Raw genomic sequence first — 16,637 nt, 5'->3', positions numbered from 1 at the left:
ACGTCCACCCGGAGTTCGGGCCCGTGGCCACGCGAGAGCTGGCGGAAGCCTTGAACGCGCTCCTGGCGGACTACGTTGCTCTATTCATGAAGACCAAGGGCTTCGGCTGGGAAGTGCCCGGACCGAACTTCCATGAGCACCACGTGATGCTCGACGCGCATGCCACGGACATCTTCAAGATCGTTGGTTTGCTTGGCGATCGGATACGCAAACTCGGGGCCTGCACCATCCTTTCTCTGGAAGATGTCGCCCGTAGTCATCGCATCACGAAACTACGAGAGGGCAAACTGACGGCGCCACAGATGTTCGACATCCTCTGTAACGACAACCTGCAAGTGCTTTGCTATATGCGTGAAGCGCACGGCTTGTGCGAAGAGTATGGCGACGTAGCGACGGCGGCTCTGCTCTGCGCATCGATCGACGAGGCCGAGTCGCGCGTGTGGCATCTGCGCGAATCCTCCCGCCCTGTGGCTTCATGAAGTTGCCGCGACGCCAACTTATTGGGAGTGTCCGCTTCGGGTGGCGGCCTCAACCGGTCGATGCAACAGCTTGTTGAAAACGTTCGGCTGGCGTTTCGAAGCCTAACGTTTCTCGCGGTCGTTCGTTCAATTCTCTGGCGACCGCATTGAGCTTAGCTTGAGTGACGCCCGACACATCCATGCCCTTGGGAAAGTACTGCCGCAGCAGGCCGTTGGTGTTCTCGTTAGAGCCGCGCTGCCAGGGATGGTACGGGTCACAAAAGTAGACCTGGATGTCGGTAGCCAAGGTAAACCGATGGTGGTCCGCCATCTCTGATCCCCGATCCCACGTTAGCGATCTATAAAGCTCCCGAGGCAGCTTATGCGCGTGCTTGATCAGCGCATTGATCACTGTCTCGGTGTCACGTCGGTCGACTTTGACCAGCATCACGTAGCGCGTCTTGCGTTCGACCAGGGTGGCTATCTGACTGTTCTTGTTGCCAAAGAGCAAGTCGCCTTCCCAATGACCGGGCACCGCACGATCCTCGACACTCGCCGGTCGCTCGCTGATAGACACGGTGTCGGTGATCCTTCCGTGGTCGTCAGTCTTTTGTGTGTGATGGCGTGACCGACGCATCGCGCGTGAGCGTCGTAGATGCGCGAGGAGCTCTTTTTTTAAGGGCTCCCCGGGACTGAATGTAGAGCGTGCGATAGATCGTCTCGTGTGACACCTGACAACTCGTATCGTCGGGGTAACAGTGCTTCAACCATCCAGCAATCTGCTGCGGCGCCCAATGGTGCTGGAGTTTGGCCGCGACCCATCGCGCCAAAACCCGATGCGTGGCCAGCTTACAGGGCTTGGGGCGTCGTGCCCTTGCCCAGGTCGCCGCGTCCGCCTCACTGGCACGATACGCCAGCGGGCCGCCGTTGCGGGCAATCTCTCGACTAATGGTCGATGGCGCACGCCGCAGCGACATGGCGATAGCACGCGAGCCATGCCCGGCGACCAGTCCGCGTGAAATAGCCTCACGCTCGGCCAGCGTAAGCGCACGGGGCGAGCGTCGACGCAACGGTGGACGAATACCGCCAGAAGCCGCGAGAATCTCGCGAACCGACGAGTGATGTCGATCAAACAGTCGTGCGATCTCATGCAGCGACTCACCTCGTTGCCAACGATCCCACATCTGGGACTTCTGCTCTTCGGTGTAATAGATTCGGGTCCGGTGCCTCATCTGCAACACTCCTGCTGCTTGCGCAGTCGTTAGTGTGTTGCATCGACCGGTTGAGGCCACCGTCGGAAGCGGACGTTCCGCAGCCTAATGCAGAAATGCGCCGTGCGGCGACGCCCACTAGTCCTTTGCGTCGCGCTCCATGCTTTCGACGCTGTCCTTGGTCCTTGTAAAGCTCGGCCAAAGCTAAGCAGATGGACACGATACTCTCGCCCACCATCTTCCCTTAGCGGCATCCAGCGCTTTCAGACATAGCGGAACGGCAACTCGATCATCGGGAGCAAAGTCCGCGAGGCTCTCCCATAGAAATGAGGGGTTGTAGCCACCCAGACACTGTTCTTCGCAGTAGGCCTTGAGTGCGTTGTAGCTGACCCATAATTATTCGGTCTTGTCCTCGTTCGCGAGCATTGACGCGAACTCCATAACTCGATCCCAAACTTCAGACTTCAGACTTCAGACTTCAGCTCCATTTTTCCCTTCACCATGAACCGTCCACCTTGAGTCAGAACGAATGTGTGTCATCCCCAATGGCTCGGGTGGTTCACTGTGGACACGGGACTGCCATATACATAGTCGTTCGGCGTTAGGTCACCATCGGTACCGAACACCCGCATCACCAGCGATACCGTGCTGGTCTGTCCTGCCACCGCTCACACCGAAGTGGTAACCGAGCTGGACGTAGGCGCTGAAACCGCCAGCCAGCTTCGCGGTCAAGCCACCCGCCACATCCATCCACGTCATCTGCATCGCCAGCGGCACTCGGTCCAGTCCCGAATACGTCGCGGTCGATCCGCCCCCCATCTCCCGCCAGACATTGACGCGCGCATAGGGCTGCCAGACGAGCCCCTTGTCCGACACCATCGTCCACTGCGCACGAAGGCCCAAACGGCCGGTGACTCCGGACGAGGAGCCCAGCGACACGGTGCTGAACGCATCCGCCGTCGGACGGAACCACACGTGTTGCCAGATCACTTGCAGCTGCGGCTCCAGTACGAAGTTGCCGCGCGTCGCGACCGCGAACGGATAGCCGCCTTCCAGTGAGGTGATCAGCCCGTCGCCCCGGGTGGTGAGTGATGCGTTTTCGGTCCGCGCGGTGCCGTTGTAGCGGGTGCCCTGCACCACGCCATCGAGGTACCAGCCGCCGGGCCCGACATGGGTCCAGTAGCCACCACCGGAGACGGCATCCATGTTGAGGTTGCCGGTGTGATTGAGCACGTAATCGGTAAGCGCAGCGTTGGTGACCAGACCGGTGACGTCCGCATGCGTATTCGCATAGGCCAGGTACACGCCCACGGCGTCGCGATGATCGGTGGCCAGGCTGCCCTGCCACACATCGAAGCCGGCCTGCGCGCCAATGAGCCGCCCGTCGGTCCGAGGGTCAGTGTAGGACCGGTAGTGGCTGTTGACTGCCTGACCCAGCACGCGGGCCCAGGCGGAGGTGGCCCAGCCTTCCGGATCGCCCTGCGCATTGGCCTGGGTGAGCGTGTCGCCGATGCGCTCGTGCATGGTGCCCAAGGTGGTGAGCCCCATCTCCCGCGCCGTGGGCTGCACGACGCCATAGGTGGCCAGCTCCGGACCGATGATGGGGTACGCGCCGGGCGCCAGTGGCTCCTCCGGCGGATCAAGCGGTAGCGATTCCTCTCCCTCCTCCGGCGGGGGCGCGGGAGGTGCCGGCGGTAGTGGCGCCGGTGGTGAAGGCGGGCTCGGTTCGGGCGACGGTGCGGGCGAAGGCGCTGGCGCCGGCGGCACCACGAAGTCGGATCTCAGGTACCAGCTGTTGTCGTCGGTGCCGTCCGTTGCCCCGCGGAATAGCGCGTAGTTGTAGGCGCCCGCGCGCACTTCGTTACCCAGGGAAAACGCGTCCGTGGTGGTGGTGCCGTTGTAGCTGGCGTCCACGACCATGATGCCGTTGGCGCGCGTGATCTCACCGGGGCCACCGCTGTTGTTGATCAGCAGATACGTGTGGCCGGTGGCCGAGCCGCCGTTGATTACCAGGCGGTTGGATGCGGAGTTGTCGCCGCCCAGATAGGTGTTGAGCGAAATGCTGCCGTTGTTGCCGACATACGACCCGGCGACCCAGATGGACGCGTACGCGTTTTCCGTGTTGGGGTTGGCTGTGATCGCCGGCGTCACGGGGAAGTCGATAAGGCTGTCGGTATTGGAAAGGTTCGTCACATAGGACACCGCGGGCACGTTCCATGTGGTGCTGTTGGACAGGTTCACTGCCGAGGTGCTGTTGCTATCGGTGTAGATCCTCCCGTCGATCACCGAGTGATCCGCATCGAGCCAAAGGGTCGAACCCAGCCCGCTGCGGGTTGTTGCGTTGATGGCGCCTCCGCCGCCCGACAGCGTGGAGTTGGCAAGCGAAACGTTCGCGATGCCGCCGTACGCCCAGAGCCCCACTCCGGTACTGGAGGTAATCGTGCTGTTGGCCAGCACCATGTTGTAACCCCCGGTGGGCGGCGGGTCGGAAGCGGACCCGGCGGCAAGACTCGTCAAGCTTGCGGCCTCAAGCGCGGTAGGCGGCGGCGGTGCGGGAATGGGCGTGGTAATGGCCAGCGGCGGCGGCGCCACGGTGGAGTCGAGAAGCGCCGTGGTGGCTGGTATCGATGGCACGGGCGGCGTCGCCCCTACCAGCGATGAAGCCGTAAGCGTCGCCGGCGCATCAAACACGATAGCGGCAGTGTTGGCCCCGGTCGCGTGGATCGTGGCGCCGTCCGCGTTGAACCTTCCGCCGTTCTGGATGCGAACCGCGTACGCATTCGTCCCGCTGGTCGTGATGGTCGTGCCACCGATCGAGCTGGAAAGCAGGTTCACCGTACCTGCGTTGGCATAAATACCGTACGTGCTTGCCTGATCCGTGGTGATGCTGCCGCCTGCGAAGTTCGTGGTGCTGTTCGTCCAGCCATAGATGCCATAGGCCTGGGTGCCGTGCGTGGTGATGTTGAAGTCGGTGAGGTTGACTTGTGTGGCGCCCGAGCCGGCGAGCACTCCGTAGGCGGTCTGACCCTGCGTGGTGACGGAGCCACCCGTGAGGGACACCGTGGAGCTCCCGGAGAGCCACATGCCATAAGCGGACGTGCCCTGCGTATTGACCGCCACCTGAGAGCCGGTGACAGTCGAAGTGCCATTCACCAGCAGACCGTAGGTGGCGTTCTGCGTGGTACTGAGCGCGAGGCGATTGAGGTTGCCGTAGGCTGTGCCTATGCGCACCGCATGACTGCCGGCCCCCGTGGTGTTCACGGTCACCGTGCCTGGCGTGCCCGGATCGGCGTTGGTGTTGAGCGTGCCGCCGGATTCCGCATTCAGGCCCAGGTTGCCAGCGGTGGCGGTACTCACTGTCGTATTGCCGTTGAGAGTGGCAACAGATCCGTTGAAGACCTGCACGCCGCCTGCACCCGCGCCAGTTCCCGTGCCGGCTGCCCCAACCGATAGTATCGATGAGTCGGTGAGTGTGATATTGCTTCCTCCCCACGAACGCAGGCCCCAACTGTTCTGGCCATTCACCGTAATGGCCGTATCGGTCAGGTTGATCGTGGAGGTAGCGCCATAGGGACGTAGGCCATCGGCGCCCGTGCCATTCGTTGTGATGGTGACGTTCGAACCCGTCAGCAAGGAATTGCCACCCGATGACTCAGGCATATAGACACCTTGCGTCGAGGTGCCATTTCCCGTCAGCGTCACGCCCGCCGCGCTGGCGACAATGGTAACGCTACCATTGGCGATGTAGAGCGCATCGTTGGGTGAACCGCCGTAGGCATCGGACGTGATGGCGACCACGCCCGGCGTGCCGAGATTCGGGTTGATGGTGACGTTTGCTCCTCCAAACACCGAGACACCAGCGCCACCGAGTTGAGAGGGATAAGGCGGCGCCGGATGGATGGAGACCGACCCTTGAATCGTTCCTGTCGGTATTACGCTTCCCTTGTAGTACTGCTCGTAGTTGAGATTGGTACCCGACGTGATTACGGAGGTCGGATAGATCTGCGCGGTTGCAGACTGGGCGGCCAGGAGGGCGGTGGAAATCGCCACAGCCAGACGGCGGCGGAACATCGTGGAGCTCGGACGCTGGGCCACGGGACCTCCATGGACTGTGGGCGCAATTTGCAACGGGCCGGCTCGAGAGGGACATCGCGATCCGCGCCAGATGACAGCGGCGGTGGCAGTTCCACCCGGAGCCTTGCACTTCCTATGCAAACACGACAGAGACCGCAGCGCTTCCGTTGCCTACTTAAAATTGACTGCGTAGAACTACCTAAAGCCCCGTGTTCCTGAATTATTCTCGGCTTATCGGACCGTCGAAGAACCGATCGGCACCGGCGATGCGACGCCAACGCCGCTCCTGGCCCAGAACAAAAGAAGCGCGGGCACGTCATGTGCGAGGTCAGGGGAAACCCGGGCCTTAATTACTACACTGATGCAGAAGCTAGTAACCGCCGTACCTTAGACTTAATGTCCGCTTCGGGTCGGAAGCGGACCTAATTTATCAGGCTGGCTAATGACCTGTCCTTCTCGCGGCAGCTAAAGGCGCGCCCCACTATTGGGGTCAAAAATCACCCTGCTGGCGTCAACACGCTCCACCACTAAATGGCCCGAAGAATCCAAATAGACCGCTTGTTCCCACTCATAGTGGGAGACCGTCTCGGTCATCTCTGCTGTACTTCGATAAAGGTCACCTAGCGTGACGGACTTAATCAAACCTGATGGGCCATAGAAGAGCAGGACGGGAGTGCTAAGCCCCGCCTCTTTCGAAACTAAATTTAGGCCACCATAGCCAACAATGACGCGCTGTCCATCGTCCGTAACGATGAGCCACCGCTGCCAACCGGGGATTACCCACTGCGGATTGGCCTCACCATGGCGCGTGATGCTCGTTACCTGCGTACCTGGGTCTAACGCCGCGCAGAATTCGCCCGAGTGTGAGCACACAACGGATCTTGTTGGCGGCGGCAAGGGCGAGTCGGCCATAGCCGTGCCCGCGAAGCACGCCAGAACGATGTAAAGAGCCTTCCTGTTCACATATCCCACGGATATCTGCATGTCTGCTTCAGTCGGAAGCAGACGTTACTCTACGGATCCCAGCCTGGCTTCGTGACGGGTAGCGACGTCCGCGAGCTTATAAGTGCCAGGAGTTCGTCGAAGCGTTCGATACCACCATCCAACGCCAGCTTCGCCCCACTCTGAAACTCCACCGTGCCGGCCCTCCCGCCTTTAACCCGCCGAACACTGATCGCCTTGGCATTTGATAGCTCGTATTGCAACCGGGAAAAAGAGCCAGCCTCAATGCTCGCTTCCCCCACCAGCACCGCATATCGCCATTCGAATGCTCCGATTGCAGCGATGACGAGCACAAGAAACGCTACGAACAGGAAGCCCGAAAGCGAGACTGGTCCAAGAGCTAAGCCAAGCAAAAACATTCCGGCCAAGCAGAAGATCAGTATCGGGCGCCGCCTCGGGAATCTAAACGTCTCGACTGACATCCATTTCATTCCTTTGTACCGGGTCAATTAGGTCCGCTATGGGTCGAGAGCAGACAACTAGTTGTCTGCAATCAGTCTTATGCGCCCGGCAAGTGAAAGCGTTCGCTTTGCCCATCCCGGATCATTTCTATTAGACGGACACCGTCGCGGGATATTGTCAGGTATACGGTCTGCTGGCCAATGATCCGGGCCCCCTTCATGGCGGTCGTCTCGCGCACGAGGCCATGCGCAATCAGCCTTTCAGCGATAGGGGCTGGGAGTTCCTTCACGCGCCCGTAATCAAGCCAAAACAGGTACGTGATGTCTTCTTGCTCTAGCATGCCGGCCTCTGTCATCGCCCCTCCCCGCCAAAATGCTTGGCCGAGCTCAACTCCAGGATCCCCATTACTTCGAAGGCGGATATCTCAGTTGCCGAGGACGCCATCCCGCTCCCGTATTCACGCTTGCCCGCAGTGGGACAAACTCCGAATCACATCGGTGCCGACACCCCATAGCCGGTACCCGGCTCACAGACAGTTAGCTTGTCTTTCACACTAATGACGCCAGGCGTGTTTTCAACGAGCACTCGCAAGGCATTCCGCATGACATCGCTGGTTACCGCACCATCGATGTCTACCGCGCCCTGCCTGACAATCACATGGATTGCTGCGCGGGTGATCCACGGTTGCCGCCGCATTTCAAGCTCGATGCGCTGTTCAATATCTCTATCAGACGTTCCACTCGTCTGGTCTTCGTTCGGAAGCACGCTCAGAAATGCCCTTATCAGATCGGCCCGGCTCAACATTCCGACCAGGCTTCCTTGACGTGTTACCGGCAGACGTTTGATGTGACGCTTCTCGAGGAGCGCCACGGCGTCCTCCAAGGGCGCAGATTCTTCGATGGTCAGCACATCGGTCGTCATCAGGTCACCTACCCGACGACTGTGTGATTCCACATACTCCTGCGCCATCCGACGAGGACCGAGAATGATCTCAAGCCACCTTGGCCGGTGCCGATCCGTTCCAATCTCGGCTCGCCGCATCAGGTCGCCCTCGGTCAGTATGCCGACCAGGGCACCGGTTTCATCGATGACAGGGAGCCCGCTTACCCGAGCACCGAGCATGATTCGCATCGCCAGCGACAACGTGTCGTCGACCAGAGCCGTTCGAACTTCGCCTTTCATCGCATCGCCTACCTTCATGATGATACCCTCCTCTTGCACTCTCAGCGCCTCGAACGATCGTCATTCAGCGTGGGCGCTCATTCGGTACCTTGACCACCTACTGCATGCGCTCGCCGGAGAAAGGATGCGAGCAAACTATGCATGGATGGCAGCTAGATGGACTCCAGGTAAGTCGCTACGTCCTGCATGTCATCAACGGTGAGTTGAGTGATGATTCCATGCATTACAGGGGACTTGCGCAGGTTGCCCTGAATCACCTGCAGCTGATGCTTTACATAGGCGGCATGTTGGCTAGCCAATCTTGGAAAGATGCCGGAGCCTTCGGCATGCGCACCGTGACAACTGGCGCAGGCGACCACCTTGCCCTCGATGCCTCGCTCAAAGAGCTGTCTGCCCCTGGCTATCCGATCAGGATCGCCAGCCACGCCCGCTGCCGGTGGCTGACGGGCGTAGTACCTGGCAAGCGCTGCCGCCGTCTGGTCGTCGATCAGCGTAGTCATGCCGAGCATATAGTCGTGAGCCTCTTGCTCGCCGCGCGCGCCATTCTTGAAGTTGCTTATCTGGGCAACCAGATAAGCCTCCTGTTGCGCCGCCAGCTTCGGGAAGGTTGGCGAGACGCTGTTGCCGCCTGGCCCATGGCAACTGGAGCAAACCTGCGTCGCCAGCTTGGCGGCCGCAGCATCGCTTGGGGACCCTGTCTGCGCACTGGCAACAAGTGGGAGCATGGCCATTGCGAGCATGGCCACATTCGCGGTGACAAGAGCCATCGCTGGCCATTGTTGCAAGGCGATGCTGAATCTGGTCGCTTTGGTCAACATATCAGTACACCAGCCATACGTTGGCGAAGAGTGTGTTGTTGTCACTTGCATGCCGTCCCGATCCGTCATAGTTGTTGCTTGAGCCGTTGAACTTTCCGTACCCGTAGTACTGCAGCATCAGGCGCAGGTTCTGCATGGGCAGATAGTCAAGCTCGATGATGTAGCCCTGCGTGTTCGGTCGACTGTTGTTGCTGCCGGTCACTGATCCAGGCACATAAAGTCCGGCGTCGGCGGTTCCGTGGGTGCGGAAGAGACTCAAGGTCGCGCCGTATTTGCGCTCGAAGTAATATGTTGCCTTGAGCTTGTCTGTGACGAGAGTGTCGTGCGCGTTCGCAGGAGATGGCCCCACGCCGATGGGTGCTCCCGCCAGCGTCGCTGGATAGCTTGCACGATAGTCTTGGTTCTCGTGGATATGGGTGTATTGAAACGTGTAGGTGTGCGGATCACCGATGTGCTGAAACTGGGCATCGAACGCTAAATCCGTGTAGCGATCAGTGGGGGTGTAAGGCATGGTGTTGTCGGGATATAGCCTGAACTTCGCGCCGTATGTGCCGACCATCAGGGAGTTCGTCTCCCAGTCGCGGCTATAGGCGATGCGCCAGTACGGATTGATTCCATCCAGCCTGTTGACGCCGCCAGCCTCGTGCACCTTTTGGCCAGCGCGTAGCGGTGAAAAGAATCCATCTGCCGTTTGATACCCGGTGATTTCCACGTAGAGATGGCGATTCCAGTAAACATAACCACCGACCCCCGCCACTTGCTGAGCGAGCTTGCCGTCAAGCATGGTGGCGGCGGCCGCGGTAATGGCGTTGGGTGGCACGGTGAATGGAAAACCGAATGCGGGCGTACTGTTCCAAACGTCCTGCACCGTTGGGTTGTTATGCACCGTCAATCCATAGATCCACCGGAGATCGGTGTTGTCTTCATTCGCCACCTTGCCGACGACACGCAGATCCGTATTGTCGATGCCACTGTGACCTACGGTGTGCCCACCGCTGTCGACAGCCAGGTTGTTGTAGGTCCACTGGATCCAACCGCCAATGTAGTCATTGACCTTGCCTGCCAGGAATACGCTTGCCGCCGACAAGGCTGGGCGATCGGTCTTTGGCACGATCTTCTGACCCTGGTCGTCGCGATTGTTGTCGACGTGCTCAAGTCCGAACTGTGCCATCGCAGCGAGTGGCAAGTCCTGGCGAGTGCCGATGGTGTAGCCACTTAGCTTGAACGCCCGACCATACGGTGTCAGTTCTGGGAAGCTCACATGGCAGGCAACGCAGGCTTGGCCTGTCTGGCGTGCGTAGGCCGGAAGTGCCTGCGCGTTGGGCGTCAGCGCCACCCAAGCGAACACCATCAAGAGCATGTGCCATGTAGCGCTGCCAGTCGAATGGAGCGACCGGGCTATAAGCGAAGTGCGTAAATCCCAAAGCTGAAACATGCGCCCTCCAACCAATCGATTTACCGTTGTGTAATTCAGTGCTGCATGAGTAGCGGCAGTGGCGCGTTCTCCAGCACGTACCGGGTGGCGCCTCCCAAGACGCGTTCCCTGACGCGCGTGTGACCGTAGGCCCCCATCACCAGACAATCAGCGGACAGATGCTTCACCTTGTTCAGCAGCATCCGTCCGGACTCCCATGGCGCTGCGCTTACCATGTCCTCCTTGGCGGGAACCCCGTGCGCTCGCAGGTAGTCAAGTGGATAGAAGTCCGGATCGTCTTCTGTTCCAGCGCGCTCCAATGCCGACCGGTCCGTCAGTACGGTGACGCATTCCGCTGCCATAGCGATGGGGAGCGACGCATGGATGGCCCTGGACGATTCGATGCTCCCGTTCCACCCGACGACGACATGTTTGAATCGCGCCGGCCGGCTCCAGCGCGGCGGCAGTACGAGACATGCCGCGCGGCAGGTAAGCAGGACCTCGCCAAGCACATCGAGCCGCGCCGATTCGATGGCAATATCCCGCTCGATGACCACCAGGTCGTGCCAGGCACCCAGTTTGCGGAGGGTTTTGGCCGGAGCCTCCCGCGTCGCCATCCAGACGGCTTCACGCACTCCTCTAGCTAGCGCGAACGTCTTGAATGCGGTCTGGTCTTCTGCGTGCTTTCGTGGCGCGTCCATAAGCAGCGCCGTCACCGTGGGGTCGTCATCCACGCCTCGCAAGGACCTCAACGACGGGTCGATGTAGCAACCCGTAAGGTTTGCTCCCGACACCGCGGCGACATCGACACCCGCCCAGACTGCAGGACTCCACGGCCCGGTCGACGTCACCAGAGCAAGTACGTCGCGGTAGCCTTTGCGCGCGAGATGCTCGGGCGTCGGTACGCCAGCAACGATTTGAGCTTCGGTAGCGACCATACGTCCCCCGATGCTCAGCGCAGGTTGATGGAATGGATGACCTGGGAAGCGTCTTCCGGGTCCAGCCGCCGTTGGAACCCCAAATAGCTCGCTAAATCACGCATCGCGTGATTGTTCGCCGTGTCGATGGAAAACATATGTGTGAAGCCCTTGCGCCGAGCGGTATCCATCAGGTGACGCATCAACAACACGGCCAGACCGCGACCCTGCCAGTCGTCCGACACAGTAACCGCGCACTCGCAATGCTTTCCGTCTTTGGTAGCGCTGTATCGACTGACACCCACCTCCCTGAGCTCTCCGTCGTCATGGGCCAGTGCAACAAAAGCCATACGATCCCGATATTCGACATCCATCAAGCGATCGAGCAGCGCTGGGCTGGCTTCATTGAAATCGCCTAGAAATCGCATGCGCTTGGCATTCGAAGACAACCGGTGGAGGAAGTATTCCTCTCGCTGCCGATCCTCGGGTTGCAGCGGCCGAATCAGTACAGGCGTTCCGTCGCGTAAAGGCTCAATCCAGTGATCGCCTTCCAGCGCGTCAAGAAAAGGCAGAAACGGCTTCTGCAGCTCAGAAGCGCGATGAGTTGGCGTTGACATGATGCACCCCCGCGGCGCGGGTCATCGGCTGCATCCCGACAGTCCAATGACCCCGAATTCATTCGGCCTCCGGCACATGATTGTTTTACGCCGTGGAATGGGGGCCCGATTTGACTACGGTCAAATGGCAGGTTTACGGCCATTCCGGAGGGGACGAGCCGGCGTCGAGTCCCTATCGGAAGCTCGCGGCCTGGCGCGGCAGAGGTCGGCGAGAAGGTCGGGCCGGAGCACGGTTACCATCCGGCCATGGACGCTAAGCACACCCATATCGGTGAAACGCGCGAACAGCCGACTGACCGTTTCAATGGCAAGGCCGAGATAGTTCGCGATGTCGCCACGCGACATGGGCAAGGCCAAAAGAGTGCCATTCCGGTGCAAAGTCACATACCGGTCTGAAAGGCTTCTCAAAAAGATGGCCAGTCGCGCATGAGCCTGTTGCTGACCCATGGTTATCAGATGCTGATGTTCCTGCACCACTTCGCGGCTGATAACCCGCAACAGCTGTCGGTGAAGCGCCGGAATGTCGCTGACAAATCGCTGTAGTTGAGCAAAAGGCAGCTCACAGATGCTTGTTCGCTCCAATGCCTCGGCCTGACACGCATGGCGACCAGACGCCAACGCGTCAACGCCGACAATTTCACCGGGCAGGTGGAACCCCAGCACTTGTGGTACTGCGTCGTCGTCGACCACGAAGGTCTTGAGGGCGCCAGATCGGACCACGTACAAGGAATGAAAAGCATCACCGGCCAGGTAGAGCGCGCGACCGCGCTCGAGTACACGCTTGTCCTTGACGGCGGCGTCCAGGCGAACAAGATCGTCACCGCTAATGCCAGCCGGCAGGCACAACTCCTGCAGACCGCAGGACGCGCAGCTCCTGCGTAGCTGGCCGATGTCGAGCCTATCCGCACTTGGCTGCACGACTCACCTTTCGGACGTCGGGAAGAGGCCCTAACGATGCTACCACGCGTCTTTTGCAGCAGTCTGTCTTGTCGTTGACGGGCAAGAGATCTGCACCGAACCGGCAACCAGCTCCGCCCCATGTCCAAGGCCATTGACTACCGGTCGCCCGATTTCCGTGCGCGAACTTGACCACCGTCAAAACTCAGCCAATCCTCCGCTCGCAAGCTCTAATCCCCAGCAGCGGGAGAGCAGCCATGGGTCGCGTTGATGGAAAGGTCGCACTCGTGACAGGAGGAGCACTCGGCATCGGTATGGCATGTGTCACACGCCTGCATGAGGAGGGGGCACAAGTCGCTATCGTGGACATCCACGATACCGAGGGACAGGCACTAGCCGCGGACCTCGGACTTGGCTGCCACTTCTACCATGCCGACACATCCTCTGAGACCCAGGTGAAGCACGCGGTAGCCAACGTGCTTCGCCGCTTCGGGCAAATTGACGTGTTGGTGAACAATGCTGGTGTCTTTGGTCCCGACAGACCAACCAACGAAAGCTCCGAGGAGGAGTGGGGTCGGGTTCAGGACGATAACGTAAGAGCTGCTTTCTTCCTGACGAAACATGTCCATCAGCCGATGCGTGCAGGTGGCGGTGGCAGCATCATCAATCTGTCGTCCGTCCATGGGTCGGTCGGCGCCGACGACCTTTACTCAAACGGTGCCTCTACGGGTGCCGTCAGGATGATGACGAAGGTGGACGCCTTGCTCTACGCCAAGTACGGCATCAGGGTAAATTCGATCCATCCGGGCTTTATCTGGACACCATTGGTCGAACACTATCTCGCTGCCAGTTGCGGCGAGCCAGGCGTTGGGCGCCAGGTGTTGGATGCGCTGCACCCCCTGGGTCATATCGGTGAACCCGACGACATAGCGTGGGCGGTCGTTTACCTGGCTTCCGATGAGTCCAAGTTCATGACGGGTAGCGAGTTGGTGATCGATGGCGGCTACTGCTGCCGATAAGGCTTGCCTGCATCGACGCATCTAGGGCGCGAGCGATTGCCCTCGCATCATCAAGAGCTGGCGACTGCGAATCCGGAGCATTCGCGTCACCGTATCTTTCGGACGTGTCTCGAGAAGAACTCGGTCGATGATAGATCACCCATTCATCCACTGACGCCGGTTGAATCGATGCGGACTGCGTACATGCGTGCTTGTTAGCGAGCAAATATGACCTCTTCCGGGCCAACTTGCTGCATGCCACTTTCCGACTCTTAACCATGCGTTTGGGTCAACGTACTAGGTCTGCTTTGGGTCGGAAGCGGACCTTGGAGATGCCAAAACTAGTCAAGGGAAATCCCGCGCGACCTTCCCCCGGCTCAACTCCGTCAAGCCATGTCGCTCCATTGTCGAGTAGAGCTGCCCCCACCACCAGATGCGATCCCGCTGATCAACCGATATGGCCGGCAAATGGGCCAGTCGCTCAAAGGCTTCCCAAAGGGTCTCTTCTGACTGACCTTCCGCCTCTAACCTGACTAGCTCCGTCTCCAGCCGATTGAAGGTCTCCATCAGCTCTTCCCGTGTAAGGCTCATATGACACCTGCTGCCGAGTCGTTCGCGCACATAGTTCGCCCTGAATCCTTTCGCGTTCCTTATGACAAGGAGCCAGCCCAAAGAAAAGGCCCCCGTTCGGGGCCAAGCGCGCAAGGGCTATTGCACTCGTGAGCTACCCGCCCTACGGCCAGGAAGGTGGGCGCGCGGGCTTGCATGTTTCAATGGCTGATCTATGCGCCAACCAAATCACAATAGCATCGGAGACGTCGTTGGCAATCGAAGTTGTCCGCTATGGGTCGGAAGCGGACATTGCCGTGCTCACCTGAAGCCCCCCCTGAGTTCCACATGAAAGCCACCCCAGCTATGCCACCGGATATGCACGCCACCCAAAGCAATTTGACCTGCCACGGCCTGGAAAGCGACAGTCGATAAGCACCTGGATGATTTACTAGTGCTTCCGCGCCCTCGTCAAAAAATATCCAATAGAGCTCGTTGGCCCAAAGAACCGAGATCAGCGCGAACCAGGCCAAAACAAATGGGTTGCCATCGTTAGGCTGGAAAAACGACAGCATCGACGGGACTCGCCCCGTCAAGCAGATCAGACCCATGGCAACCCATGGGATGTTATTTATTACTAGGTATCGGCGGAGAAGGCGCTCATAACCACTGGCTAGCGCCGGCTCCATTGCAATATTCGCTTCGGTCTTGTGCCGAATGGCAAACGCATTGCCAACGCTCGCAGCAATGAAGAGCAGCCATCCATACTGGGTGACCAGGTACCACACATCCATATTGTTCACTCTCCCCTGTTTCGTCCGCTTTGGGTCGGAAGCGGACCTAATTGGCTTGCCAGTCCGGCAAGCAGAATCACAGTTGACCAACACCGAGAGCAACAAGTGCCTGGCTAACCATCCTGGTTAGCAAGCTGCTTGAAGTTTGCAAGCATGTAAAACAGCCCCCAGTAAATGGAGGCGCTGGCGAACACGGAGAACCACGAAATCAGTGGCATCGTCGCGCCATCTGCAACCCAATGTGACATCGACCACACGGCGTGTGAGCCGTCCGCCGTGATCATGTTGCCATTGAAGAAGGTGGGAAACTTAATGACCGAAAAGTCTCCCAGCACAAATGCTATGGCAAATGCCAGGAATGCCACCGCTCGTAGAAAAGATTGCGACACAGGCCTTAGTTCAACATAATTGCGAATGGCCACGCGGATCGTTGGTGCAAGCGGATAGTAACCAACGAATAGCATCACCGCATAAAACAGAAACAGAGACCACTGAATAGTCATCACAAAGCCGCACTTCTCCGGGTCTGGGCAAAAGACCACAGCCTTTGAAATGGCAGGCACGTGATCTATTCCGTACGCACTGATTTGACGGGCCCATGCCGAGCCGGAGACGGCAGAAAACACGATCGATGATAAGTAACTAATCGCGACCGTTGCCGCCGCGGTTACGGCTATGGGAGCCAGGTAAACCTTGCCCTCAAGTGCAAGCTTTCGTCTCTTTGAATACGGCCCGATCATCAGATTCATCAGCACTCCCCTCTGAGCCTGTTATAGAACCCTGTCGCCTAAGTCGCATCTTCCAGTGTCCGCCATGGGTCGGAAGCGGACGGTCCGCAAATCCTAGCTGGTACTTCGCGGCGTGAGCGATTGCGCTACTGCGTGCCAAAAAGCGTGCTCCTCGGCGTTGCCCTGACTGGAAGCCAGCTGCGCGTATCTCTCGGCGTAGAGATGCGCCTCCCTGCCGTGGCGCTCGCCAAGCTCGTGCGCCGCCCTCGAAACTTCGATGTAGTCGAGCTTCTCGCCGCTCATCCTTGGCTCCCTAGCAAAAGGTCCGCTCTGGGTCCAGACTGTGTAAAAACGTTGGCCGACTCAAGCTCATGGCCCTCCTGTGCGACATCTGAGTCACTCGCAAGACATCAGTGACTTAGAACTTCACGTACGCGGCCAATTTTGTGCAGACGTTGATCAGTCCAAAACTGCCTCCTGCGTTTTTACACAGCATCGGTCGAAAGCGGACCTTAATGTCATGCCTCAATACTCTCACCTTTAAGGTATCTGCGCCCGGCTATCGCCATCACCAAC

At 59.3% G+C, this 16,637-nt stretch carries 14 protein-coding genes and 1 pseudogene; 2 read left to right on the top strand and 13 right to left on the bottom strand.

The window, feature by feature from the left end:
• The first annotated feature begins 23 nt into the window (after positions 1 to 23).
• Positions 24 to 479: a Dps family protein gene (locus tag AC0GUR_RS14495; RefSeq protein ID WP_472878202.1), complete on the top strand. Its 456-nt coding sequence runs from the start codon at positions 24 to 26 to the stop codon at positions 477 to 479.
• A gap of 49 nt (positions 480 to 528) precedes the next feature.
• Here the strand turns inward: AC0GUR_RS14495 and AC0GUR_RS14490 are convergent.
• The 10 genes and pseudogenes from AC0GUR_RS14490 to AC0GUR_RS14445 all read right to left on the bottom strand — a co-directional run bounded on the left by AC0GUR_RS14490 (position 529) and on the right by AC0GUR_RS14445 (position 13,013).
• Positions 529 to 1,690 (bottom strand): annotated as a pseudogene (locus AC0GUR_RS14490) (IS30 family transposase).
• Positions 1,691 to 2,275: 585 nt separating this feature from the next.
• Positions 2,276 to 5,764: an autotransporter family protein gene (locus AC0GUR_RS14485; RefSeq protein WP_472878201.1), complete on the bottom strand. Its 3,489-nt coding sequence runs from the start codon at positions 5,762 to 5,764 to the stop codon at positions 2,276 to 2,278.
• Positions 5,765 to 6,756: 992 nt separating this feature from the next.
• Complete coding sequence (locus AC0GUR_RS14480; RefSeq protein WP_472878200.1) at positions 6,757 to 7,167, bottom strand: hypothetical protein; 411 nt, start codon at positions 7,165 to 7,167, stop codon at positions 6,757 to 6,759.
• Positions 7,168 to 7,244: 77 nt separating this feature from the next.
• The gene (locus AC0GUR_RS14475; protein WP_472878199.1) at positions 7,245 to 7,487 is read right to left on the bottom strand and encodes a hypothetical protein; all 243 of its coding nucleotides are present in this window, start codon (positions 7,485 to 7,487) and stop codon (positions 7,245 to 7,247) included.
• Positions 7,488 to 7,636: 149 nt separating this feature from the next.
• Complete coding sequence (locus tag AC0GUR_RS14470; protein ID WP_472878198.1) at positions 7,637 to 8,347, bottom strand: CBS domain-containing protein; 711 nt, start codon at positions 8,345 to 8,347, stop codon at positions 7,637 to 7,639.
• A gap of 134 nt (positions 8,348 to 8,481) precedes the next feature.
• Complete coding sequence (locus AC0GUR_RS14465) at positions 8,482 to 9,054, bottom strand: c-type cytochrome (protein ID WP_472878197.1); 573 nt, start codon at positions 9,052 to 9,054, stop codon at positions 8,482 to 8,484.
• Positions 9,055 to 9,148: 94 nt separating this feature from the next.
• Positions 9,149 to 10,501 (bottom strand): hypothetical protein, encoded by a 1,353-nt coding sequence (locus tag AC0GUR_RS14460; protein ID WP_472878196.1) that lies wholly within the window; start codon positions 10,499 to 10,501, stop codon positions 9,149 to 9,151.
• A gap of 116 nt (positions 10,502 to 10,617) precedes the next feature.
• Positions 10,618 to 11,499, bottom strand: coding sequence for a universal stress protein (locus AC0GUR_RS14455; RefSeq protein WP_472878195.1), 882 nt, complete (start codon positions 11,497 to 11,499; stop codon positions 10,618 to 10,620).
• Between the two features lie 14 nt (positions 11,500 to 11,513).
• Positions 11,514 to 12,095, bottom strand: coding sequence for a GNAT family N-acetyltransferase (locus tag AC0GUR_RS14450; protein ID WP_472878194.1), 582 nt, complete (start codon positions 12,093 to 12,095; stop codon positions 11,514 to 11,516).
• Positions 12,096 to 12,215: 120 nt separating this feature from the next.
• Positions 12,216 to 13,013: a helix-turn-helix domain-containing protein gene (locus tag AC0GUR_RS14445; RefSeq protein WP_472878193.1), complete on the bottom strand. Its 798-nt coding sequence runs from the start codon at positions 13,011 to 13,013 to the stop codon at positions 12,216 to 12,218.
• Between the two features lie 236 nt (positions 13,014 to 13,249).
• Between AC0GUR_RS14445 and AC0GUR_RS14440 the strand changes: the two genes are divergently transcribed.
• Complete coding sequence (locus tag AC0GUR_RS14440) at positions 13,250 to 14,011, top strand: glucose 1-dehydrogenase (RefSeq protein ID WP_472878192.1); 762 nt, start codon at positions 13,250 to 13,252, stop codon at positions 14,009 to 14,011.
• A 761-nt stretch (positions 14,012 to 14,772) separates the two neighbouring features.
• On the opposite strand, the gene AC0GUR_RS14435 is transcribed toward AC0GUR_RS14440, so the two are convergent.
• The 3 genes from AC0GUR_RS14435 to AC0GUR_RS14425 all read right to left on the bottom strand — a co-directional run bounded on the left by AC0GUR_RS14435 (position 14,773) and on the right by AC0GUR_RS14425 (position 16,364).
• Positions 14,773 to 15,333 carry a hypothetical protein gene (locus AC0GUR_RS14435; RefSeq protein ID WP_472878191.1) on the bottom strand — a complete coding sequence of 187 codons (561 nt, stop codon included), beginning with the start codon at positions 15,331 to 15,333 and terminating at the stop codon, positions 14,773 to 14,775.
• 113 nt (positions 15,334 to 15,446) lie between these two features.
• Positions 15,447 to 16,082 carry a hypothetical protein gene (locus AC0GUR_RS14430; RefSeq protein ID WP_472878190.1) on the bottom strand — a complete coding sequence of 212 codons (636 nt, stop codon included), beginning with the start codon at positions 16,080 to 16,082 and terminating at the stop codon, positions 15,447 to 15,449.
• Between the two features lie 93 nt (positions 16,083 to 16,175).
• Positions 16,176 to 16,364 carry a hypothetical protein gene (locus AC0GUR_RS14425; RefSeq protein ID WP_472878189.1) on the bottom strand — a complete coding sequence of 63 codons (189 nt, stop codon included), beginning with the start codon at positions 16,362 to 16,364 and terminating at the stop codon, positions 16,176 to 16,178.
• Positions 16,365 to 16,637 lie beyond the last annotated feature (273 nt).

This window comes from Dyella sp. PARNA 12/25 (genome assembly GCF_055702865.1).
The sequence above is the reverse complement of the archived record's forward strand: the minus strand, read 5'-3'. Positions and strand labels throughout refer to the sequence as shown.